The sequence below is a fragment of the Mucilaginibacter rubeus genome, from assembly GCF_003286415.2.
GTDB classification, from domain to species: Bacteria; Bacteroidota; Bacteroidia; order Sphingobacteriales; family Sphingobacteriaceae; genus Mucilaginibacter; species Mucilaginibacter rubeus_A.
On the sequence record NZ_CP043450.1, the window covers coordinates 918,810 to 944,369 of the forward strand.

Here is a 25,560-nt window from a genome sequence, read left to right on the forward strand (position 1 = left end):
TTTATGAAGAACAAAAAATTCACATACCTTTTGGGAGGTGCTGTAATGATCGTCTGGGGCCTGATCATCTACCGGGTATTCGGCGCTTTGGGTGATAACGGGCCGGATGCGGCCATAATGTCGGGCCCGGTGAAAAAAGAGGCTTATAACGATTACTCCATCCCCGAAGATACCACCCGCCTGTTGCTGAACTACCGAGATCCTTTTGGTATCGTGCAAAGGAAAGATACGGCCAGCCGTAAACCAGCGCCACCAGGCATGGCACAAATTGCGCCGCATCAGCGGCTTGCTGCTATGAACTGGGATTTTATCAGGTATGTGGGCTATATCCGTAACGCCGATTCCAGGAAACTGGTAGCCATCGTACACCTGAACGGGACGGAACTGATGATGAGCGAAGGCGAGATGAACAGCGGTCTGAAACTGATCAGAAACTACCAGGACTCGATTAAAATCGCCTACCAGGGCGAAACAAAATACATCCCCTTAAAACCGGCAACACCATGAGGCATTTACTGACTTGTTTATTTATATTATTTTCCCGGAACGCTATGGCCCAGATGCCCGATTACGGGCTGTACAATATCCATATCTCTGATTCCGGGAAAACGATCCGTACCCAGGTACATCCCGTTTCCGGCACGATTTCCACGCGGCCGGATCTGCTTTATTACTGGTTCGGCAACAACGCTATTCATGAGCAGCAGGGCGGTTTCAGCGGCAAATTGCTCAATGGCATTTACGAGGAATCAGACGGCAACCACCATTTAATACAACAGGGCATATTCAGGAACGGCCTCAGGGACGGTACATGGAAAACCTGGACAGAAACAGGCCGGCTGAGCAGCATCATCACCTGGCAGGAAGGCCTTAAAACCGGAAAATTCGCCTATTACGACAGTAAGGGCACCGAAACGCAATCCGGCAGGTATGAACGAGACCAATTGGACGGCAAGATCATTTTTCATGCAGGCAGCGATTCTGTCAGAACGGTCATTTACAAAAAGGGTAAAATAGTTCCTTCCAAAAACGGCAGTTTCCTGAAAAGGATCAATATTTTCAAAAAGAAAGCCGGGAAGACCCGGCAAGCGCCAACATCATAACATGCTCAAAGCCTCCGCCCTGTATATGGTCATAGTCATCACGCTTGTTATCAGCGTGATCTGTTCCGCGCTTATTATCACCGCATACCTGTATAAAACCCGGTACCAGGCCAAATTCCGTTCAGATCAGCTCCGGAACAACCTGAATTCCGGTATAACTATTTTGCTCAACACCAGGGACAGTATTTATAACGATGGTCGTACCTTCAGCCTCTTCAACAGTGATGCCGATTCGGTCAGCTTAAAAAAAACGAACTGGGGTATCTTTGAGGTGTGCAGTGCAAGTGCATTTACCGGACGCGATACGCTTTACCAGGTATTTTCCCTGGCAAACGCCATAGACTCAGCCCAATGGGCGGCCTTATACCTCATTGATGAAGACCGCCCGGTCTCTGTCAGCGGAAATACGCTTATCAGGGGTAACGCGTTTATCCCTAAAGCAGGTATCAGGGCCGCTTATGTGGATAACAAAGCCTATACCGGTAACCCCGACATTGTTAACGGTAAAATCTCCGATAGTGAAAGGAAGCTGCCGCAACTTTCAGCAGGCAGGCTGGAACAGCTAAAAAAACAACTGGCATTGTCGCCCCCGGTGAGTGGCTTTCCTGCCGGCACGGACAGCATCGCACAGTCCTTCCTGAAACCGGTCCTTACCTACAGTTTTGGTAAGCAGGTAAAAACCATCAGCCATATCAGCCTGACCGGGAATATCATTTTATATTCAGACACCACCATATTCATCGACAGCACAGCCAGCCTGAACAATATCCTGGTATTCGCAAAAGGCATATCCGTCAGCAGCGGTTTCCGTGGCAACTGTCAGCTATTTGCTTCGGATTCCGTCAGCACAGGGCGTAACTGCCGTTTCAGTTACCCTTCCTGCCTTGGGCTGCTCCGGTTTGGTACCGGAAATACCGTCGGGCTGTCCGCCAGATCAGACCTCGGAGACCGAAGTACATTTGAAGGCCTTATTTTCAGTTACCAAAAAGACGAACAGCAATTGCCGCCTGTTATTTCACTCGGCAAAAGCGCCCTGGTCCGCGGGCAGGTTTACGCTTCGGGTATCCTGAACCTAAAGGCGGGGGTAAGGATAGACGGCAGTGTTTTTGCCAGGCGTTTTTTATACCAGAGCGAATTTACCCGGTACGAAAACTACCTGATCAATGTCAGTATCGATTCCCGCTCGCTTTCTTCGTATTATTTAAGCAGCGAACTTGCACCGGTTGCAGGCAAACCTAAAAAGATCTTACAATGGCTGGAGGCAAACTGAACATCGGGTATAAGCTCCGTGCATCTACGCTGCTGGAAGTGATCGTCTCGATGATCATTATTATCGTCGTATTTGGGATCGCCATGATGATCTTTACGAATATCAGCCGCCTGTCGCTGTCCCCGAAAAAGCTGAGGGCCCAGGCTGTTTTGCAGGAAATCCTCTTCCGGGACGAACTGGCCGGTTCTGCTGTAGGTCAGACGGTCACCGTTGACGACATAACCGTCAAACAGGACATAAGCCCGTTTGAAAATGAGCCCCGGCTATCGGTCATTACCCTGACCGCTTTTGACGCTAACCAGGAACAGGTAGCGCAGTTAAAGAAAGTAATCATCAGCCATGAAGATCAACCATAAAATTCCGGCATTTACGATCATGGAGCTTATTATCGCCATGCTGATCTCCGCCGTCGTGATCGGCATGATGTACAGTGCCTACGCGATCATCAGTCATTCGTACCTGTCTTTTGTCGACCGAAATGGCGGCACCAGTACCGTGACCACCCTGGACCAGCGCCTGAGCAGGGAAATCGGCAAAGCGGAGGGGATTACCAGGGACGGCAATACCCTTACGCTGACAAGCAGCAAAGATACGGTCAGCTATCGTTTCCTGGCAGATAAAGTCATCCGTCAAAAAATGCTGGCTGATACTTTTAAGGTAATCACCGAAAGTTTCAACACTGCCTTTGAATCAGTGCCTATTGATGGCGATCAACCTGGAAAGATGATAGACGATTTACAACTCGTACTGCTCCTGGACAACCAGAAAATTCCGTATCATTATCATAAAATATACAGTTCCGTCAACCTTTTCCAGCCATTAAAAGATGCCAAGCATTGACCTAAGCAGATACGAACCCCAAAAAGCGCCGAAACCACCTAAACAAAACGGTGAAAACAGCCTGTTAGCCCTGCTTAACAAGGACATCAGTTTTGGTAACCAGGAGCTGAGCGATAAAAAAAAAGAAGCCTTGTACCTGGAGCTTAGCTCACTGTTGCTGGCCGGCATCAATCTCAAAAGCAGTTTTGAGCTTATTACTGCCGACCAGGAAAAAGAAAAGGACAAACAATTGTTTGGCACCATACAGGAATCCGTCCTGAGAGGGGCCCCCTTTTCCCGGGCATTGGATCAAACCGGGAAATTCTCGCTTTACGAGGTGTACAGTTTACAGATCGGAGAAGAAACGGGGAAGCTTACAGAGGTGCTTGAAGACCTGGCGAAATTCTACCAGAATAAGATCAAACAGCGGCGGAAGATCGTTTCTGCGCTCACTTATCCCTGCGTGGTATTAAGCACCTCGCTGGGGGCAGTATTTTTTATGTTGAAGTTTGTGGTGCCAATGTTCGGCGACGTGTTCAAACGCTTCGGTGGCCAGCTGCCCTGGATCACGGAAAAGATCATCAGCATCTCGCAGGCGATGGAGAATAACTTTTATGGATTCGTTATCATTGTCTCGATCATCGCGGGAGTGATCTGGTACAGCCGCAAAACGGAACGTTACCGGCAGTTTATTTCCGCCTTGGTACTGCGCCTGCCGCTGGCGGGTAACATCGTGCAAAAGATCTACCTGGCCCGTTTCTGTAATTCCATGCGCCTGTTGATCAATGCTCGGCTCCCTTTGTTAAGGGCCATTGCGCTAAGTAGGCAAATGATCGGCTTTTACCCCATCGAATCCTCCCTGCAAAAAGTGGAAGACGACATCATGAAAGGAGAATCTCTGCATCAAAGTTTGCAGCAGTTCAAGATCTACCCGGCCAAAATGATCCAGTTGTTAAAGGTAGGGGAGGAGACCAACCAGCTCGACTATTTCTTCGCTAAGATTTCTGAGCAGTATATCGACGAGGTAGAATACAAAACCTCCACGATCAGCAGCATGATGGAACCGCTGATCATTATTTTTTTAGGACTCATCGTGGGGGTTATCCTGATCGCCATGTACTTGCCGATGTTCCAGATGAGTAATAGCTTTCAGTAAGAGAAATATAGCGGTTGAAAACTTGCTGTTAAAAGGCACAAAATTCAGCTGCCACGATCAGGCTGCAGGATGATTATTCCCCCTTTGGTATGGAAATATCCAGGGGAACTACTGATCCAATCAGATTTGAAGACCCAGACAGGATGTAGCCGGACTGGAAAGCTTGGGCTGATAATATAAAACAAGGATTTGTTAATCATTATCAATCAATTAAGCCAGTTCTTACCACTAATCCGGTAACAACGGTAAAGAGAATCATTAACGATGCGGCCAAACATCCTGGTGAAATCCTTGCAAATGCAGCTACCAACGACCGTTATGGAAAAGTGAAGGAAAGCTATGTCCTCACTAAAGCTGTAGTCACTGATGATGCGAAAACAGGCGGACCAATACTGGGTAATGCTGGTGCGGGTCTTTTGGATTCGGGTGTTGGTAAGGGATTGACTGTATTAAGAGGTGCTGGAGCAGCAGAATCTACGGTAACGTTATTTAGGGGAGTAAATGTGCCCCAAAGCAGTACTATATTTAGTCCTAATACCCATAACCTCAATTAATACAATCCCCAGGTACAGTTTGTTAGCGAATCAGAATTAGAATTCACAAATAATCTTTTCCTGTAACAGCATAGGTATTATTATACAGTTTGCTTTAAATACTATTGTTCGTTGCTTCTTTATAAATGGTCACGTTTTCAGGTAGTTATATTGATATATTTTAAATAAAGTTTGCAATTTAAAATATATGTTTTTAAATTAGAAGTTACCAAACCAATTGCCCTTATGAACCTTTTCCTGATCACTTTGCAGCAGTCCTGTGCAAAAAATTCTTTTGTATCCCAAATGTTAGGTAACACGTGAGCGTCAAATATACGGATGGCATTGCAGCTATCTCTTGATTTGTAATTCGCTGATCTTTCTATTCACCTTATACCTTTCATCATTAATGAAACCTAAACATCTGGGGATAATTTTTGTCCTGCTTATTTTGGCCGACAACCTGTCCGCGCAAATCGCTAATTCACGTTATTTTATTCCTAACCCGTTCCCGTTAGCCCCCAATAGTACGGCTTTTACGAAATATGGCGACTACAAGGTTAATTACTATACAGGTGTACCTGATATATCCATCAACCTGTTTACAGCTAAATCCGGATCATTGGAACTGCCTATTACCTTATCCTACCATGCTTCCGGAAATAAGGTTTCAGATGTAGCAAGCTGGGTAGGGCTTGGATGGTCGGTCTCGGCTGGTGGAAGTATTTCAAGAAAGGTAATGGGCATGCCTGATGATGACGTCAGCGGCTTGCTCTCAGGTTCATTGCGGGATTATAATTCACTTGATCTGAACAATAATAATACCGATATCGATTATGCAAGGGATGTAGTAACGGGATACAAAGATTCAAGGCCGGATATTTTTTCTTATGACATTCCCGGCCACAGCGGGAAGTTTTTCTTTGAAAGCACCAACGGCCTGAAACCGGCATTGATCCCATTTGCCCCGATCAGCCTTATTAATTCCGGCACCACGGGTCAATTTCAAAATGCGCCAAGGTTTAAAATCATTGATGAACATGGTACCGTTAGTAAATTTGGGTTTGGTACTAATACGGAAACCACCACGACTACAACCTCAACTAATACCAAATCAGTCGTATCTGCCTGGATGCTGGAAAGCATGATCTCCCAGGATAAGCGTGACAGTATATTGTTTTCTTATGCTACACAAAATATTACTTATCCTTCGGCAACTACCCATTATGATTTAGTTACTGATAATGTCTCTATTTCGGGCTCTTGCCCTTATACGATGAACTATACGCCGGGTGATCACCACAATTCATTGGTCTATACCAGTGTAAGCGAACAGGCGCTATCCCAAATCCTTTTTAAAAACGGAAAAATAGTATTCGAGATGGATGGGGCCGCGAGAACGGATATTAGTGGTTCAACATATGGCTTAAGTAAAATAAAGATCTACGCATTTGATTTCGCCAGCAAGGGCTATCAACTTCAAAAAAGCGTCGTGTTTTACAAAAGCTATTTCATCGGTACAGGAAACTCAAGACTTAGGCTCGACTCCATCCAGGTACAGGATGCTGCCGGATCGACGATGCAGCATTACAGGTTCACCTATAATACCAGTGTAACACTGCCGGCTTATGATTCGTTCGCCAAAGATTACTGGGATTATTATAACGGAAAAACGACCAGTACCTCTCTGGTTCCTCAAATGGTTGTCAATGCAAGCTCTAATGGCGTTCCGGCCACCTACACCGTCGGTAGCAGCGTAGCTAATAATCGCAATTCAGACTCTACTTATATGCAGGCCTATATTCTGCAGCGTATCGATTTTCCGACAGGTGGCCATACGGATTTCACGTATCAGACCAATCGGTATTACGATGCGCAGCATAACCTGGTTCAGGTAGGCGGTTTGCGTATCGCTACGGTCAAAAGTTATGATAACGTAAACGCGACACCCGTAACTAAAACTTACCAGTATAATAGCGCCACGTTTAATGCCATCCTGCAATCGAGCTATTTTACCAACACCCAACAGTACCGCTATTGGGGAGGAAGTAACGGGCCCGGCCTACCCGGAATACAAACCGGATCAGAAAATTATACGACCTTTTCCTCTAATCCGTCGAACGATCTTGTTCCATTTGATGCCGCCGTAGTAGGCTATCCGTCGGTCACTGAATATTCGGGTACACCAGCATCCAATACCGGGAAAACGGAATATATTTTCAGGGATCAGCCCGACTCACGGATGACATCCCGCAGCGGTGTGCCCATTATACAAACCTTTTTTTATGCCAGGGGACAATTATTAAAAAAGACAGAATTCAAGAACAATGGGGCTGGTATTTACCAGGTGGTCAGGCGCGAGGTGAATACCTACACTGCTTTTCCTTTAAATAACCACGCCTATGCAGGTATGGTGATCGACAAAATGGCTTGGGACGAAGGCCCGAATGCCATGGGTATACAATATGCCGGGAGCGGAGCGGGACCGGCCAATAATTTTAACCAGTTTGTAGCCCAGAACTACAGTATTCCCTCCGACGATAATTATATTACCGGCACTACTATCTATAATTTTGATCAAACCGATACGACCAAATTCAGTACATCGGCACAAACATTCAAGTATGACAATATCAGGCATCAGCAGGTTACAAGGTCGTATCATGTCGATAGTAAAGGGAACACCAATATTTCTACGATGAAGTACCCGGCTGACTACCTCGCTATAGGGCAAACGGCTACCGGTAACGCGGCATTAGACACTATGCTCAATCGTAATATGCAGGCGGAGATGATCGAGAAATGGGATACGGTTAAAAATGTAACCCTGGCAACAAATGGTGTTACGGCAGGGGAATTGCACAACTACAGATTGTATGGACTTGCCATAGTTCCAGAAAAGATCAGCAGGTTAAGAGTAGCAACACCATTAACAAATTTTGTTCCGAGCGCTATTTCGGCAAGCAATCTGTCGGCCGATACCCGTTATGCACAAATGATCAGCTTCGACGCATACGATCTTAAAAGTAATCTTATACAATATACCCCAAGAAATTCTACACCTGTTTCCATTATTTGGAACTATAATTATGCTTTGCCGGTTTTACAGGTAAAAAATGCGATACCAGGAAATTGCGCATACACCAGTTTTGAGACCGGGAATACCGGTGGCTGGACTTATTCCGGCGCTGCTGTTCAGGATGATACTGCGCCAACGGGCAAAATGGTTTATCCTCTGAGTAACGGTTCCGTCAGTTTTAGCAATACCGACCTGGCTAAAACATTCGTATTGTCCTATTGGAGTAATAGCGGGGCAGCTACAGTATACGCAGGATCATTTATCAGTGGAACTCCGTTAAGGTTAGCCAATGGCTGGACTTTCTATCAGCACCTGATTCCGGCCAATGTTTCGACGATTAGCGTAAGCGGCTCAACAACAATAGATGAATTAGCTATATATCCTCAGGATGCCCATATCAATACTTATGTTTATGACTGTAACGGGCTGACAGAATTGATTGACCCTAAAGGCACGATATCAAATTTTGAATATGACCCCTTTCAACGGCTTAAGAATGCAAAAGACTGGAACGGAAATATTGTTAAGAACTATGGCTATCATAATTATGATATGACCATAGGAAATGACGTGGTCAGCGGCACCATCACCCGGAATAATTGCCCTGCCGGAACTAATCCGCAGTCTACCAGCTTTACTGTTGCCGCCAATAAATACTATTCGTCAACCAAAGCTTCAGCAAATGCGGAGGCCCAGTATGATTACAACACGAACGGCCAGGCATATGCCAATAAAGTCTGCGGCTGCCCGGTCCAGATGATCAACTTTACGCTGACTAATAATACCGGCCTGGCCGGTTTCCAGGCAACTTTTTCCGGCCCGCAAACGCTCACGTATAGTTTCCCGACTTCAGGCAGTAAGGTAGTACAAGTCCCTGCAGGAACTTATAGCCTCCAGTTACCGCCGGTATCGCCATTCAATCCGCATACCTGGCAATTGGGTAATGTACGTCCAACCGTAACCGCGCCATCTGCCAATTTTAGTAATGTGATCATTGCGACCGGGAGTTCAGATTCATTTGTACAGGTTAATTAATGCAGAAACCATGAAGAAGCAAACCTTAACACTAACAACTAACAGGTTTTTTGTAGCATTGAAAGCCTGTTTATCTATCCAACTGCTCATTTCATTTTGTTTTATAAGTTTGGGACAATCCATTAATCAAAACTATGTTATCACTACAACACCCAGAATAAAAGGAATAACCGACGATGCTTCCCTTAAAACGGCCAGTACAGATAAGACTAAAATTCAGATCAACATCGAATATGCGGACGGACTCGGCAGACCATTGCAATCGGTACAGTGGAAAGGGTCGCCGTTGGGAAATGATATTATATTGCCAAAAGCTTACGACGTATTCGGTAGAGAAGTAAAAAAATACCTACCCTATGCACCAACTGGGACAGCCGGTAATTACCGCTCTGATGCAATAACGAGCGCTCAGGCTGCCTTTTATAATGCACCAACAACGGGTGTTGTACAAATCCCGACTGCGTCACAAGTGGCTTACGCAGAAACGAAATTTGAAGCGTCACCGTTAAACCGGCCAGTTGAACAAGGTGCACCTGGTCTTTCGTGGAAGATCGGAGGAGGGCACACTGCTACGCAAACATACTCGGTAAATACAACCACTGATGCCATTAAGTTTTGGGTGCTAAGTACCGCTTCTACTGGAGCCACGCAGACTTCGAGCTATCCAGCGGGAAGCTTGATTGTCACTAATATGATCGATGAAGACGGTAACGCAGTGATATTGTTTAAGGATTTTGACGACAGGATAATCAGTAAAAAAGTACAGTCCGGCCCAGGCACTTATGTAACCACAGATTACGTTTACGATGACCTGGGGAACCTACGGTATGTAATCCCGCCAGCACTATCAGCATCTGGTTCCAATACTGCAGTTACCATGCCTTCTTCGTTTACCGAAAGTAGTGCTGTGTTTCTCAATTTTTTTTATGGATACCATTATGATGATCTTGGACGACCAATTGAAAAGAAGATGCCAGGGCAAGGATGGCAATACATTGTCTATAACAGCAAAGATCAGCCCATCCTGACGCAGGATGGTAATCAAAAAAACTTAGGAATTTGGATCGTAACTAAATATGATGCTTTAGGGCGCGTTATTATGACAGGTAAATTAACCAGTGCCGCGACGAGGAGCAGCTTGCAGTCATCTGCGGATGCATCGATTACTGCGACTTTTGAATCGTTTACAAATGTTACGACGAACTATGGTTATACACACGTGAGTTACCCTGACTTAACCGGCACGGGAGGAAAAGTACTTACGGCGACTTATTATGATAGGTATGATGTTTTAAGCAATACAACCGTAAATCCTTCCTTCGCTGCTTTTTCTGCTCCTTCAACTTCAATTGATTCCCTGGAACAAAACCCAAGAGGATTGCCCACAGCGAAACTGGTAAATGTTTTGGGGGCAAGTAATTATTTGTTTTCAATGATTATCTACGACAAAGATGGAAATGTTGTAAAAACGCTAAGTCAACATTATCAGGGGGGGAGCACTTCCGCTAATAAATTTGATGCCGTTGAAAGTCAGTATAGTTTTCAAGGTACATCCACACAAACTACTCGTAAACATTATCTTTCTTCAACGTCGACACCATCTGTTACTGTCATATCGACGCCAAGTTACGATCATATGAACAGGTCGTTATTGCTAAAACAGCAATATAGCACGCCGACTACCACAGGGACAATTGTTAATATTAATAAGAATGATTATAATGAATTAGGTCAGCTAATCACCAAGCATTTGCATAGTACTGCCACTGGTATGCCGGCAAGCTCGGGCTTCTTGCAGCATGTGGACTATCGTTACAATTCTAGGGGCTGGCTGAGCCGGATCAATAATTCGGCCTCTACCTTGGATGAAACCTACACAACCCAACTGGATTTGTTTGGAGAGAATCTCGATTACGACCAGGTGACTAACGGCATCGGCGGTACCGCAAAATATAACGGCAATATCAGCAATATCAAATGGCAGGCTAAGTGGTCATCACTTATTTCGCTGCCGCAACAATATAAGGGATATGTGTTTACATATGACGCGATGAACCGTTTGGCAATCGCGGATTACAAAGCACAGAACTCTGCAGACAATACTTCGTATAATGAATCAATTACCTACGATGAATTAGGAAACATACTGACCCTTACACGTAAGAGTGGCGCGAGTAGCACGCTGAATAGTCTAGTCTATAATTATATGAATGGTGCCAATAGAAGCAATATGTTGATGAGTGTTTCGGATGCCTCGGGTACTGAAGCCTACAATAGTAATTATACTTACGATTCCAATGGAAACCAACTAACTGATAGCAAAAAAACGATAGCCACCCCCATTTCGTATAATGAGCTAAATCTTCCATCGCAAGTCAATATCACAACCGGAACTAAGGTACTCAAGTATATTTATGATGCAACAGGCAAGAAACTTGAGCGGCTGACTACTTCGGCTGGGGCAACTGTAGAAGACCGTTTTTATGTGGACGGGATAGAATATGTTTCCAATGCGATTGAATTGATACATACGCCTGAAGGCAGGACAACGCCTAACGGAGCCGGTGGTGCTTACATTTTTGAATACAATATAGCGGATCATTTAGGTAACGTGAGGGCTGTATTTGGCGATAAGAATAATGACGGGGTGTTAACAGTTGATGAAATATTGCAGACTACCGACTATTATGCATTTGGCAGGCAAATAGCTTATAGCCAAATCCTTGCACCTAACCCGGATAATACGTATTTGTATAGCAATAAGGAGTTACAAAAGGACCTAGGTGAATATGATTATGGCGCGCGTTTCTATGACCCTGTGATTGCGAGGTGGACGACCGTTGATCCGCTGGCTGAAATTAGTCGAAGATTTAGCCCCTACAATTATGTAGCGAACAATCCGATGCGGAATATCGATCCTGATGGTATGGAAGTAATTTATGGTGGCGGAGATTTAGGCGGAGATCTATATACAGGAGAAGACGCTGTGAATTTGGGAAAAGGACTGCAAAACGCTCAAAACAAACAACAACAGCACGAAGAACGACATCAAAAAGATAACTCGAAAGATGAAAAAAAAGATAATGGTGCTTTATCAGGTGGAAAATATGATGGACGTACTATTGGTTCTATTAAGCCGATAAGCGATAAGTATCATAGCTTGAAAATTACGACCATTAATAATAGCAAATGGATGGACGATTTTAATAAAGAACATGAGTTTCTTACTGGTTATGCAGAATGGTCTGATAAGCTAACTGATTTTTTCGGAGCACTTAGCTTCGCCCCCAGTAAGGAAGATTTGGTGAATTTTGTTAAAAAACCTCGAAAAGGAGTTAAAAACTTTCTAAAAGGCATTACTCCAACAGTTGCAGTAGCGACCACAATAAAATTGCAAACAATGTCTTTTTCTGAGGCAGCATCGTCGTTAGAAGATATTATGAAAAATTACTTAATCCTGCATAAAGATAACCCATCAGAACAAAAGGGCGTTTACATTATAGATGAAAACTACTGGGTACCTGCATTTGGTGGGGCCGGCAAACAATACACTGATTATTATGACGTTGAAACAAAAAAATTCCTTGGACAGGTCCATTTTTAGTAATAGGGCACAGTTAATCTCGTTTTTGGCAATATTTATTATTCGGATGATATTTCTTCGACGAATCGGAGATAAGGTTCATGAATTGGACTATGCCTGGGTGAATTTTATACACCGAAGCGGGGGATTCCTTATAATCTGGAATGCTCTTTTGAATGTATTAGCAAGAAATTACTTAAGCGAGCGAAATGCCGATATAGTAATTGGGATTATTACAGTAATCAACATTTTTTACTTGGTATTTAATCTTTACTTTCTTGCCTGAGGCAATTTTGTAGCAATGCTTTTTGATTGCAATAAGCGACATCATATACTCACTTGTTTTTGAATAATATTTTGTTTAGTCATGAGTTAATTATCTTAAGCAAATTAATACGATGTGTAAGGCGCTGTGCAATAATGATTCTGGTGATTTTTTGTCATCAGAATCAATATGCGCAAGGGAATGTGCAGTTCCATGTCAATACCCATATCCTTGGCGGTAAAAAAATCCTGAGAGTAAAATGTGATTTTAATGATCCTTACGCCTGGGTACTGGCAGAGCACAACCAGGTATACCGGATAAACAGCGCTACTAAAAAGGTTGACGATTTTACCGCTCAGTTTTCCTCATATCATGATTTAACTTTCATTGATATTGCCGGTGAAAGTGCTGATACCGTTTTTATTGCGACCGGCAATAAAATGGTAATACAATACAAAAAGGGAGTCACTAATACCATCTCCGCAGCCCAGGGGCTTGTCGATGATATCAATTCCATAGGTGTTGATTATAGCGGGATATTTTTAACCGAGACCGCTAATGTGCTCCTCATAGGGACTTTTAACGGTATGTTCCGCTATAATATGGATACGGAGGAGCTGATACTGAGTTCACATAAGGAAGACAGCCAGATATTTGAAGCGACCTATAAAAAATTATTTCACAGCGGTACTTACGATTCCAGTGGCCCGCAAACAGGTACACTAAGATTTATTCCGACATTGGTATTTGACGATCATACTTATTTTCCGGGTTATGTGTGGCTGGATGGACAAACGTTTGGTGATCATATTAATACCGCATTTTATACTACCCCGACGATTTATGATTCCCAGATCCATCCCAACTTTCTGAATATCTATTGGGGCAATGATAAGGGAATGTTCCAGATAAAAAATAGCGGCAGTTACTATTTGAGTGATAATTATAAGCATTACCTGGATAATATCCAGGTAAACAAGATTACCAGTATTTACGGGCTCACGGCTTTCGGTGACGGGCACGCCTTTTTTGATGCGGGGCTGATCAAGGAGAATATGCTGATAGGGACAGATCAGGGCCTGTATTACAGTACGGCCATGTACGACTATTATGGGAATAATAACCAGTTAAATGAATTCACACTTAGCCATTTTGATGAGCTTGGCAATATCCGGGTGAATGATATTTCAGTGTATCCAAAGTCGACCAGGGAACCGGTTTGCGAGGACGGCTTCTGGCTCGCGACCGATGACGGGCTTTATTTCGTTAAGCCTGACTACGCCGCGGCGCTCAATAACCAGCAGGCCAAACTGATCTCTTTTGAAAATGAACCTTATGACCCCGCATTAAAACGCATTTGCGAGGGTAACGAAGCTCATCTTTTAGCAGATCAATATAACGATGGCAATGCTGCGGTGCAGTGGTATCGTAACGGACAGGAATTACCGGGAGAAAGCGGCGTAGAACTGGTCACTACAAAGCCCGGCGACTATTATGCGGTATTGTACGATCCCTGCCAGAATTTTCATTTTGAAAGTAACCACCTGAAGGTGGAAGTGATCTCGGCCCCGATATTCAGCTTTAATTATCCAGACCATAAACAGTATTGCGGTATCTCCGAATTCAAACTGGAAACAGATTATAGCCAGGCCTATCATTACCGTTGGTATAAAGATGGGGAGCTGCTGGATAAAACAGATAATTTTCTGCTGGTAAACGAAAACGGTACTTATAAAGTTGAAGTCAGTGCATGTGACGGAACCTGGGTGCCGTCAAAAGAAACGGGGGTGGAGTTTATCAACTTACCTGAGCCTAAAGTTATCCCTGATAAATTCAAGTATTGCGAAGGAGAAACGGCGCATTTAAATTCCGGTGTGCCGCCAGACGATAGCTATAATATAAACTGGTACCGAGACGGCGAGCCATTAACCGAAAATTTGAACAAGCAGGAAATAGAGGTGGTTAAACCCGGTAGTTATACAGTTAAATTGACAGCCAAAAACGGCGATTGTTTTAAGGTTTCGGAAGCAGCCGCCCTATCTTTTACGCCGTTACCACATTTTACATTTGATTATCCGGACGTACTGAGCTATTGTAATGAACCATCGACGATACTCAAAACAACATTAAACCCATCATACCAGTACCGCTGGTATAAGGATGGTGTCCTAAACGGTATAACGGGCAATGTGCTTACTGTAACCGCTTCCGGTTTGTATGCGCTGGAAGTCAGTTCCTGCGAAGGGAGTTGGGTCGGGACCAAAAATGTTCAGGTTAACCTGGCGCGTTTACCAAACCCGCAACTAACTGCGGACAAGACCAGTTACTGCACGGGTGATATTGCTAAAATCAGCGCCGGTATAAGTCCATCTGCAGATTATGCCATAAACTGGACCAATAACGGTGTCCCCTTGCCAGAGTGGGATGGCCATAGTACAATAAACGCTACGGCGGAGGGCAGATACCGGGCAATCGTGACCAGTACGCTTCTACATACTTGTTTTTACGTTTCAACCGAATATGCACTGACATTTAATCCGGAACCTGGGTTAACGCTTGAACGCAGTACAACTCAAACCTTATGCGATGGACAGTTGCTGACGGTGAGAGCTGTTTACAATGAGGGGAGTATCAGGTGGTCCGACGGGCAAAGCACGGATCTGATCACGATCACCAGACCGGGGAATTATGGTGTGGGCTTGACGTCCACTACAGGATGCTACAGGCACATAGACTTCGATATAAATTTTTATGCTTTGCCGGTGATCAATATTCCCGACGCTGTCATTTGTCCCTCAGCTCATCAAACCATTATTTTAACCGCTGACGAAGGTTATTCGACTTATCTCTGGAACGGCGTAAAAGGTGGATCTCAATTTAGTGTCGATCGTCCGCAAATTGTTCAGCTTACCGTAATCGATAACAATGGCTGCCAGGCCACAAAACAAATTACAGTTTCAGAACAATGTCAGGAAACATCGATCCCGAATACGTTTACGCCGAACGGTGATGGGATCAATGATACCTGGGTAATACCTCCGCTTGAAAGCGTCCCCGATGTTTCGGTACAAGTGTTTAACCGCTACGGAACGAAAGTTTATCAAAGTAACGGCCTGTATACGCCCTGGAACGGACGGATGGGAACTAAAAGACTGCCCGCAGGGACCTATTATTACATCATTTCAGAAAAGAAGGCAGGCAAAAAGTTTTCAGGCAATGTGACGTTGATTTATTAAGGTGTCAACGTGCTTGCCCAACTCATCAGTAAACTTCGCCAGTAAGGAATTAAGCGGCGGCAATTACAAAATATGCAGATGAGCCTTGATCGCATAACCGGCATTAGCCGTTACACCCTATTTTCGCCCAAAGCTCAGGAGTGCAATCACCTATAGTCAGTTCCGGCCCGATAGCGGTGTCCAGCCTAAAAACTCCGTCCCGGCTCTTTGGCTTTGCGGGCATCCTGCTGAAATAGTCGTATAAAGCCCTGTCGCCTGGAGCGAGGCTGTCCCGATAGGCTTTGTCTTCATCCGATAAAGAACTCAAATAATCGTATTGTTCTTCATGATAATTTTCTTATTCGTCTTTAAATAAAAAGGAATGATAAGGTAATGCAGGAAGGTAATTATTTGTTTTTAGTACCTGCCCGAAAAAGAAGTCAAGGGCCTCAAAATACATTGCCTTTGGCTTCATAAATCCATCAATTTTCTGATCACAGGCCAATATCGTAAACACATACTGTGACCTGATCTCCCAATCGTCATAGTTAAAACCCAAAGGCTGCGCATCCACAAAAGGTTGTAACAGCGTGGCCGACAGGATCCGCCCGCTTTCTGTCTCCTTTAGTTCACGTTCTTTGATACTCATCTTGAAACTGCCGTCCGGCAGGTAGATCAATTTTTTATCTCCCTTCAAAATATTTAAAATCATATTCCGCCTTTTCAGCAGGTTCATTGATGTTATCTGCAATAACTTCTTCCAGGCCATCCAGGTCTATGATCTGAATTTGTTGGATGCCGGCTTTCAGTTTCGAGCTGCAGTAGTATGCTATCGCCGCCCTGATGTCCTCAATTGTCGATTTTGCTTTTATCGGTTCACTATTTACAATCAGAAAGGCGTAAACCTGGGTAACCGGGAACAATGTATCCGGAAGGTCAAGATTATTGATGCGTACGCTGATATAGTTCCCCGTAAGCTCAAACACATCGGTTGCACAATTTTCGCGCTTCTCCCGTTGTGCAGGTGTAATAACCCTTAAGGTGATCTCCGTTTCTGTTAAAAAGATCAGGTCATCACCGTCCTGCCTGATGATTTCGAATTTCTTATCCATAATCCCCTCGATTATTTACCAGGCAAGAGGTCCGTTCAAATCGGTTAACCCCCCGCTGGTAATTTCGTCATTCTGCTCAACTTTTGTTTTGCCGGTCAGAAGCAAAACAATTTGCCTGGTTACAACTGCTTTATACTGCTCAATAACTCATCCATTTCACGCTGACAGCCGGTGATTACCGCGGCGACATCTTCCTGTTCGCTTACATTCAACAAGTCACCATCATAAATCCAGTTATCCTCCTGGTCAAACAATAATCTTCCCAATTTTAACTCCGGCAATGGCTCATAGAGCCAATAACCACCGGTGGTATCCGGCACGAGCTGGATCCAGCGTTCCGACCGGGTTTTTGCCCTTACTACCTTATCATCGAATAACTTACTTGTCATGTAAAACAAAGGTGAATAAAAATTTGTAAAAAAGCATAGTGATTTGCTAAGAATATTAGTATAGTTTTGTGGTCCCCAAATTGAAATGAGGCGGTAAAGTCGCTTTCGCATCGAATTTTGTAGTCCTTGATTTAAAGATATTTTGACAAAATATTTTTTTATTTTTTTTTATATAATATTTATATTTGAACCATAATCAACCTATTTCTTTTCACATGAATTACATCTCTTATGAATTTCTGTCAGTCCAATAGCTAATTTCTTGATATTAAGTATGTAGCGTTTTTTGTACGGTAGTTTTTCTGCTATCCGGCAGGTTTATCTTTTTTTATAATATCCTAACCTTATGCGAATTTTTTTATTTTGTTTGATTTTATCAACAATCTTTCTTGTTACAAGTTTAGTTGTTAATGCACAAACTGGAAACACGATTTCCGGCAACGAGATTGCTACTCCCCCTAATGCTGCCGGGTTTATTCAGTATACTAAAGTACCTGTAGGTGAATTTACCGGAATTCCTGATATAAAGGTTCCGCTTTACACGATAAAGTCAGATAACCTTAACTTTCCATTATTCTTATCCTATTATGCAAGAGGCGTGCAGCCGAACACACATAGTGGCTGGGTTGGGACCGGATGGAATTTAATTGCAGACGGCGTTATAACCCGAAAGATCAATGATTTACCTGATGAGTTTGCTTCGGATTACATTGGTTATAATTCGCCTTATGGGGATAATATGCATTATGGCTGGTATTTTGGTGCTAATCATACTCAGAATTATTCTATCTCACAATATCAGGGACATGCGGTAAGTACAGGTACTACCAGCGGATATGTGGTGGTAGACACGGCTCCTGATGAGTTCTCTTTTAGTATCAACGGTATTTCAGGCACCTTTTTTTTAGGCAGTGACGGGAAATGGAAGGTTCGGTCCGCTGACGGAACCACATTAAGAATCCAGGAAACGGTCGGTTCTGTTACGATAAGACCGCTTGCCAGTTCTTCGAGCCAATTTGATTATCAAACGATTAATCCAACGTTCGTACAATTCACGCTGACCGCCGGCGACGGAACTAGGTATATCTTTGGCGGAAATCCTTCTTCCGGAGGCTCGAATACCACCATTGAATTTAACCGTAGAGGGCCTTCCAGCGAGAGCTATAATAACAATATGACTGCAATGGCCTGGCACGTATCTGAGATTGACTTGCCAAGTGGAAAAAAGATTACTTTCAATTATTTCAGGGATGGCACTGTCTTTACCTATGCACCGTCCATGAGTGAAAATTATGAGGTATACGGGTCGATACCCGGAACTTCCATAAGCGTTTCCGGAAAAGGGTTTAACGTCGATCCACTTGATTTCAGTATGAACGCAATGGATCCAGTTTATTTACAAACAATTGTATTTCCTGAAGGAAAGGTGGTTTTTAATGCGGTTCCCTCCAACGAAGTAGATTACCTGGAAGCCCGCAATACGACTAGCATAAGGGACGCAGGAAATGGGTATGCAAAAAACAGTCCAGGGATTGTGAATTCTTATAATATTTTTCATACCTATGGCGATCTGGCCAATAATACGCCTTATTTCCCTTTTAACAGTCAAGGCAATCTCGGGGAAATGTGGTATAAACTGAATTCGATACAGGTCTATGACAACAATAATAAAAACCTGAAAACATTTAATCTTAGTTATAGCAGTGATGCAAACACACGCTTGTTTCTAAGTTCAGTTCAGGAAAATGATTTACCGGCTTATACATTTACCTATAATACAACGCCTTTACCCGCATATTGTTCCATTCATACGGATCATTGGGGCTTTTATAATGGTCAGAAGACCTTACCGGCTTTTACCTATGATGCTAATAATTTCGTGACCACAGCCTTCCAGGATAGTTATTATCAATTCAGGGAACCTGACCCTGCTTACGTAACAGCCGGAATTCTGACGAAGGTCACCTATCCGACAGGGGGTTATTCCCAGTTTTTTTATGAACCGAACCAGTATAGCAAATGGGTGGGTTTCCCCGTAGCAGTAAACACGCTGCCATCTGCAATGACGGGAGCAGGGGTAAGGGTACAGAAAGTGGTAACTACAGACAACGCTAATCTTACTCCGATTACCTATGAGTATAAGTATGTTAATAATCTAACCGATAACGTATCCAGCGGGGTATTAGGTATGCCAAAACCTGCATATGCTGTAAATGACCAGGTAACTTATGTTCGTTACGATAGCAACGGCAATGCGGTTTCACTGGGTTCGGGTGTTAACTTTGGATTTTGGAGCAGCAACTCCATCAATCCCTCACAGAATGATGACGGTAATATCGTAACCTACAGTAATGTGATTGAACGACAAAGTAACAATGGCGTTTTCAATGGAATGAAGGCCACCGTTTTTACCAACCATGACAACGGTTACCCCAATAACAATCCTGACCAAATCGCTTTTTCACTATCCGGGGCAAGTCAAAGTTATCTTTTTCACAATAGTAACCGGACTTTTGAACGAGGAAGGATTCTAACTGAAACTAGTTATGACCAAAATAATAAAATCATTCACCAGCTGCAGTTCACTTACAACGATGATGCAACCCGTTTTGATCAATGTACCAAACTGATCTTGTCATCTGTTCAGCAAGAATATATTGGAAACTATGCAAACGGGCCCGTAGGTGGTCCGTCGTATATAACGTTCGTCAATAATTCTGCCCTAAGGTTCTTCTACTATTTCCCTTATTTAAAAAAGAAAGTCGAGACGTTTTATCCTAACGATGGTTCTGTTAATAACACGGTTACAACAACCAATTATGCCTATGACGCGGTTAATGGAACACGCAACCAGGTTAGTCAGAGCACTGTAGACAGCAAAGGATATACGACGACTAGTCTAACAAAATTTCCATTGGATTACGGAACACCGTCAAATCCGGAAGATGATTTTACAAAGGGTATTGTCAATCTTCAAAGCAAATCGGCAGTATCGCTGCCCGTGGAATCAATGGTCCAGTTAAATGATGGCTCAGCCACTACGCAGACTTTATCAGCAACACTGAATTCTTATCATCCTACTCTGCCGGTTGCAAATCTGGTTTACAAGGCACTGATCAGCGATCCCAAAGCTGCGTTTACCCCATCTACAATCGCAGGAAGCTGTTGCCTGGTTAAAGACGGCACGTATGAGCCACGCATGGTTACTGATATTTTTGATAACAATGGCAACACGCTTTTGGAGCATGTTGTTAATGGCGGCTATAAGGCTTATCAATGGGGTTACAGTAACACTTTTCCGGTAGCCGTATTGTCCAATGCGCCGGCTAACACAACGACCACTATAAACACAACAACCAGCAGCACTGTTGCCATAAGTTCAAGCGGCACGCGAACGGCAACTTTTACGACATCGGCCGCCGGTACGATAGTACTGAACCCGGTAGTTTCGTATCCTGATAATTATAATGCTAGGTATACGTTGACGGGGCCTGTTAGCAGCAGCGGAATTCTTTGCGGGAACCAGGCGCCATATCCGAACGGAACCTGTAGTTATCCTAGAAGCGCTTCAATAAACGCGCCGGCAGGAACATATACACTAACCGTATCCCTGGCAAGTGGTAGCGCGCCGGATCAGGCCATCACCTATGCCTATCTGCAATCGGCAACCAGTGTTAATACGACCAAATTTTATTACGACGGGTTCGAAGAGGGAGATGGCAACACCTTCGATGCGAAAACCGGCCATTATGCCTACAATGGACAATTCAATTATACAGTTACCGGATTAAATAACGGGAATTATGTGCTGAGTTACTGGCTCAAAACAAGCAATGGCTGGTCTTTGACAAAGAGCAGCGTTTCGGTAACGGCAAATAGTTATGCAATATCGGTCAACGGGCAAATAGACGATGTCAGGTTATACCCTGTGGGATCCTTGCTGGCCACTTACACATATGACCCACTGGTAGGGATGACATCACAGACCGATCAAAAAAATATGGCAACTTATTACGAATACGATAACCTTCAACGTCTGACAAATATCAAGGATAAAGATGGGAACATCATCAAAAACATTACTTATCACTACCAGGGGCAGGCTGCACCAAATTATTCAGGTATCGCAATATCCAACATAACAGGAACTGCAGTTTCGCTAGGCTGGTCGTTTACTTCTGATGCTCCGACAGCAAGCGCAAGCCTTCAATATACAGACACTTCGACCCAACAAGTGTATACTTATAACATCCCAGCCGGGCAAACGTCTACCACATTGGTTGTTCCTGCACAGAACAGGTCTTACAATTTTGTGCTGGTTCAGAACCTTTCTTCCGGAACACAACTAACTTCTGCGCCTCTCAATGTACATGTAAACTAACCCTGATGAATATCAAAATGAAAATCCAAGCTGTCAAGTTTTTTGCGCTAATGATCGTTGCCATTCTGCTATCATCGATTGTGTGCGGGCAGGCCTTGGTCAGCAATCCGAGTAATAACCAGAACTACATACTAACGACAGTTCCTAGAACCGCCGGTATTAAGAACGTCAACAGTATCTACACAAACGCCCAAAATATTTTTACCGTGTCGCAGACTATCCAGTATTCTGATGGTTTAGGAAGACCGGTACAAAGCATTCAGGTTATGGGCAGTCCAACATTTAAAGATGTGGTTCAGCCAATTGCATATGATCAGTTTGGACGCGAGGCTGTAAAATATGAGCCATATGCTGTGACCGGGGTGAGTGATGGAAGTTTCAAAGCAAACGCTATTAATGATCAGAAAGCATTTTACAATAGTGCCGTCACCCCGGCAAGCGTAACAAAAACAGCATTCCCTTTTGCGCAGACGGTATTTGAACAGGCGCCGCTTAATCGCATAACTGAGCAGGGAGCAGCCGGAGATAATTGGCAGCCGGCTGGGACTGTCGGAACAACTAATCCGGGCCACACTAATAAAATCGGTTATACCTCCAATAATGCATTGGCATGGACAACTGATCAGGACCACAGCCTGATTGTACCGATGTACAATGTCGGCATAACGACCACAACCACAAACGGTGTCACTCTGATTTCCCGTTCGCTCACATCGAACGGAAACTATAGCGCTGGCGAGTTGATCGTAACCGTGAGCAAAGATGAAAACTGGGTAAGTGGCAGAGCTGGAACTACGGAAGAATATAGAGATATTAACGGAAGGGTGGTGCTCAAAAGGATTTATAACAATCCCAATAATGTCCTGCAGGAATTATCAACGTATTATGTATACGATAATTTGGGGAATTTATGTTTTGTATTAACGCCTGGCAGTAATGCTGACAATGCTTTACCAACACAGACTCTTCTTGACAATTTTTGTTATCAGTATCAATATGATGGACGAAACAGGCTGATCGGAAAGAAAGTTCCGTCCAAAGGCTGGGAGTACACCGTTTATAATCAGTTAGATCAGACAGTGGCTACACAGGACGCAAACCAGCGGGCAAAGAATCAATGGCTAATAAAAAAATATGACGCGATGTCCAGGGTGATCGGCTCATTCTTGTGGACAAACAGTAATACTGGAATCAGCCAGGGACAGTTACAATACAACGTAAAAACACAGAACAGCGCCCTTTGGGAGGCAAGGGATTACACCAACAATACAACGGTTTATCCAACCGGTTATGTGATAAGCTCTTATCCGAACAACGGCCTGGTTGCACTTAGCCTGAATTATTATGATGATTACAATTATGGTGTCCTGCCTACAAAGTATGTTTATCAGCAAGTTTCAGCACAGTTCGCTGCAACAGCAAGTAATACGACAGAAGGACTGCTCGTTGCTACGCGCAATGTCGTCCTGAACACAATAACTGCATCCCAGCCTGACATGTTATGGACCATTAATTATTATGACGACCTGGGTAGGGTTGTACAAACCTATGGGCAGCATTATTTAGGCGGAACGGTTAACATAAATAATTATGATCAACTGTCTACCAGCTATAATTTTAATAATCAAATTTCCGGGACGTTGCGTAAGCATTTCAATTCCGCAAGCACAACAACTGCGGCTTTAACGGCTAACCTGAAATACACTTTTGACCAGATCGGTCGCAAGCTGAACTCATCTGAACAGATCAATGGAGGCTCAAATATTATTCTTAGTTCTGTTGTATATGATGAAGTAGGGCAGGTTGCAGCAAAGAAATTACATTCGGAAAATAACGGCACCACGTATTTACAGACAGTCAGTTATTCTTACAATGAACGTGGCTGGCTTAATCAAAGTTCGGCACCACTATTTGCGATGCAGTTACAATACAATGCTGGAAGCAGCCCTCAATATAATGGGAATATCACATCGCAACTATGGGGAACGCCCGGAAATCTAACGAAAAGTTATAGTTATACCTACGATAAACTTAATCGCTTATTATCAGGAGTAAATAATGAAGGCTACAGCGAGCAGTCTATAACTTATGATGTCATGGGGAATATCCAGACATTAAACAGACTTGCTCCGGGATCTGCAGCGACCAATTTAACCTATACGTACGCGTCTAATAATCTTCAGGCTATCAGTGGGCTGACAACGACTAATTACGGTTTTGACAGCAACGGTAATATGAACTACGACGCCAGGAATAAAAATAATATTTCTTATAATCTGGCAGATCTTCCGCAGACCGTGACTGGAAACTCGAACATTACGTACGTTTATGATGTGACGGGGTTAAAGCTAAGAAGAATCAGCACGAATACAGGTACGACTGATTATGACGGCGGGATCCAGTATGACAATGGTGCCATCAGCTTTATTCAAACGGAAGAGGGAAGGGCACTCGTGTCCGGGGGGACAGTTAGTTATGAGTATTACCTTTCCGACAACCTGGGGAATACCAGGATTGGATTTGTAAATTCAGGTGGCACTGCCAGTATTGTCCAGCAAGATGATTATTATCCTTTTGGCAAGGAAATTCCCCGGTTCGTGAATGGAATTAAAAATGATTATCTGTTCAATGCTAAGGAACTTCAGGAGGAAACCGGTGAGTTGGATTATTCCCGTCGTTTTTATGATCCTATTATAGGTCGGTTTACTACAGTGGATCCAATGTCGGAAAAATCCAGGAGGTTCGCCGTTTATGCCTATTGTGAAAATAATCCGATCCGAAATATAGACCCGGATGGTATGGTCACAGTCAAAGGCGGGTATGGTGAAGATATCGATGTTTCGCCATTTGATACCTGGAGCGCAGATGGCGGGGTCACTGTTACTTACGAAGGCAAGAGCTATAATGGCCTTTACAGCTTTTTTGCCAATAACCTGGATGTAGCTGCCGCTTACAACATTCAGACAGGAGCAGACTTGGGAATTAGTCCTTTCTGGAGCTATATGACCAAGTCAGATTTGGTAGCTTTCGTAAAACAAATTTATCCGAATTTAACACCGGGAAGTCTACAGAATACGGCTGGGCAAATTTTTGAGAAAACGTTCAATAATTTTATGACAACGTATAGTGATAAGGGTTATTCACCTAATACCACAGCATTTCCAACTGATGTCGCTGGAAGAAAGGCTGTGATACCTGACGGAATTTCTGCCGCGAAATTCGAGGTGAGGGATGAAGAAGATGCTGTCCTTGACCGGACTTTGATTCCTTATGTGTCCTGGTACGAAGTCAAAGCGACAGCTTCTGTCATCAGCGGCAGCAGTTTTGGAAATCAGGCAATCGGTCTTGTCGACGCACTGTATAAATCCAATCCCGTCGCCGCGCAAGAAGGTTATTCTTCCTTGGTATTCGTAACAACATCAGATGCAACGATTTCTCCCCGATTTGTTAACCAAGCTAAGACTGGCTATAATATCAATCTGTGGCAGTTCAGGGCAATCTACAGAAAGACGGATGACGGAATAAAGGTGTCTTTTTACGATCCGGATTTTGCGGGGGTGTTTTTTAGATGGAATTATATCAGACAGTCTGTATACCTGAGCCATTAAACAATTAAAACG

15 protein-coding genes are annotated in these 25,560 nt (G+C 43.7%); 11 read left to right on the forward strand and 4 right to left on the reverse strand.

Going from position 1 to position 25,560, the window contains the following annotated elements; genetic code table 11:
* Positions 1-3: 3 nt before the first annotated feature.
* From DEO27_RS03690 to DEO27_RS03730, 9 genes are all read left to right on the forward strand, one after another.
* Positions 4-507 (forward strand): hypothetical protein, encoded by a 504-nt coding sequence (locus DEO27_RS03690; RefSeq protein WP_112569859.1) that lies wholly within the window; start codon positions 4-6, stop codon positions 505-507.
* Positions 504-1,103 carry a toxin-antitoxin system YwqK family antitoxin gene (locus tag DEO27_RS03695; RefSeq protein WP_146750012.1) on the forward strand — a complete coding sequence of 200 codons (600 nt, stop codon included), beginning with the start codon at positions 504-506 and terminating at the stop codon, positions 1,101-1,103. The genes DEO27_RS03690 and DEO27_RS03695 overlap by 4 nt, the downstream gene beginning before the upstream one ends.
* A gap of 1 nt (position 1,104) precedes the next feature.
* Positions 1,105-2,373, forward strand: coding sequence for a hypothetical protein (locus tag DEO27_RS03700; protein ID WP_112569863.1), 1,269 nt, complete (start codon positions 1,105-1,107; stop codon positions 2,371-2,373).
* Positions 2,355-2,729, forward strand: coding sequence for a hypothetical protein (locus DEO27_RS03705; protein ID WP_112569865.1), 375 nt, complete (start codon positions 2,355-2,357; stop codon positions 2,727-2,729). The genes DEO27_RS03700 and DEO27_RS03705 overlap by 19 nt, the downstream gene beginning before the upstream one ends.
* Positions 2,713-3,213, forward strand: coding sequence for a type II secretion system protein J (locus DEO27_RS03710; protein WP_112569867.1), 501 nt, complete (start codon positions 2,713-2,715; stop codon positions 3,211-3,213). The genes DEO27_RS03705 and DEO27_RS03710 overlap by 17 nt, the downstream gene beginning before the upstream one ends.
* The gene (locus DEO27_RS03715; protein WP_112569869.1) at positions 3,200-4,348 is read left to right on the forward strand and encodes a type II secretion system F family protein; all 1,149 of its coding nucleotides are present in this window, start codon (positions 3,200-3,202) and stop codon (positions 4,346-4,348) included. The genes DEO27_RS03710 and DEO27_RS03715 overlap by 14 nt, the downstream gene beginning before the upstream one ends.
* A gap of 942 nt (positions 4,349-5,290) precedes the next feature.
* Positions 5,291-8,995 carry a DUF5977 domain-containing protein gene (locus DEO27_RS03720; RefSeq protein ID WP_112569871.1) on the forward strand — a complete coding sequence of 1,235 codons (3,705 nt, stop codon included), beginning with the start codon at positions 5,291-5,293 and terminating at the stop codon, positions 8,993-8,995.
* Between the two features lie 10 nt (positions 8,996-9,005).
* The gene (locus DEO27_RS03725) at positions 9,006-12,599 is read left to right on the forward strand and encodes a DUF6443 domain-containing protein (RefSeq protein WP_112569873.1); all 3,594 of its coding nucleotides are present in this window, start codon (positions 9,006-9,008) and stop codon (positions 12,597-12,599) included.
* Positions 12,600-12,998: 399 nt separating this feature from the next.
* On the forward strand, positions 12,999-16,079 hold the full coding sequence (locus DEO27_RS03730) for a gliding motility-associated C-terminal domain-containing protein (RefSeq protein ID WP_112569875.1): 3,081 nt from the start codon (positions 12,999-13,001) through the stop codon (positions 16,077-16,079).
* Positions 16,080-16,182: 103 nt separating this feature from the next.
* Here the strand turns inward: DEO27_RS03730 and DEO27_RS03735 are convergent, their stop codons facing one another.
* From DEO27_RS03735 to DEO27_RS03750, 4 genes are all read right to left on the reverse strand, one after another.
* Positions 16,183-16,386: a hypothetical protein gene (locus DEO27_RS03735; protein WP_146750013.1), complete on the reverse strand. Its 204-nt coding sequence runs from the start codon at positions 16,384-16,386 to the stop codon at positions 16,183-16,185.
* A 30-nt stretch (positions 16,387-16,416) separates the two neighbouring features.
* Positions 16,417-16,755: a hypothetical protein gene (locus DEO27_RS03740; protein WP_112569877.1), complete on the reverse strand. Its 339-nt coding sequence runs from the start codon at positions 16,753-16,755 to the stop codon at positions 16,417-16,419.
* Positions 16,742-17,170, reverse strand: coding sequence for a hypothetical protein (locus DEO27_RS03745; RefSeq protein ID WP_112569879.1), 429 nt, complete (start codon positions 17,168-17,170; stop codon positions 16,742-16,744). The genes DEO27_RS03740 and DEO27_RS03745 overlap by 14 nt, the downstream gene beginning before the upstream one ends.
* 119 nt (positions 17,171-17,289) lie before the next feature.
* A complete protein-coding gene (locus tag DEO27_RS03750) occupies positions 17,290-17,559 on the reverse strand; it encodes a hypothetical protein (RefSeq protein WP_112569881.1) in 270 nt (89 codons plus the stop codon).
* A 346-nt stretch (positions 17,560-17,905) separates the two neighbouring features.
* On the opposite strand from DEO27_RS03750, the gene DEO27_RS03755 reads away from it, so the two are divergent.
* A complete protein-coding gene (locus DEO27_RS03755; protein ID WP_112569883.1) occupies positions 17,906-21,940 on the forward strand; it encodes a hypothetical protein in 4,035 nt (1,344 codons plus the stop codon).
* A 17-nt stretch (positions 21,941-21,957) separates the two neighbouring features.
* A complete protein-coding gene (locus tag DEO27_RS03760) occupies positions 21,958-25,548 on the forward strand; it encodes a DUF6443 domain-containing protein (protein ID WP_190295312.1) in 3,591 nt (1,196 codons plus the stop codon).
* The last annotated feature ends 12 nt before the right edge of the window (positions 25,549-25,560 follow it).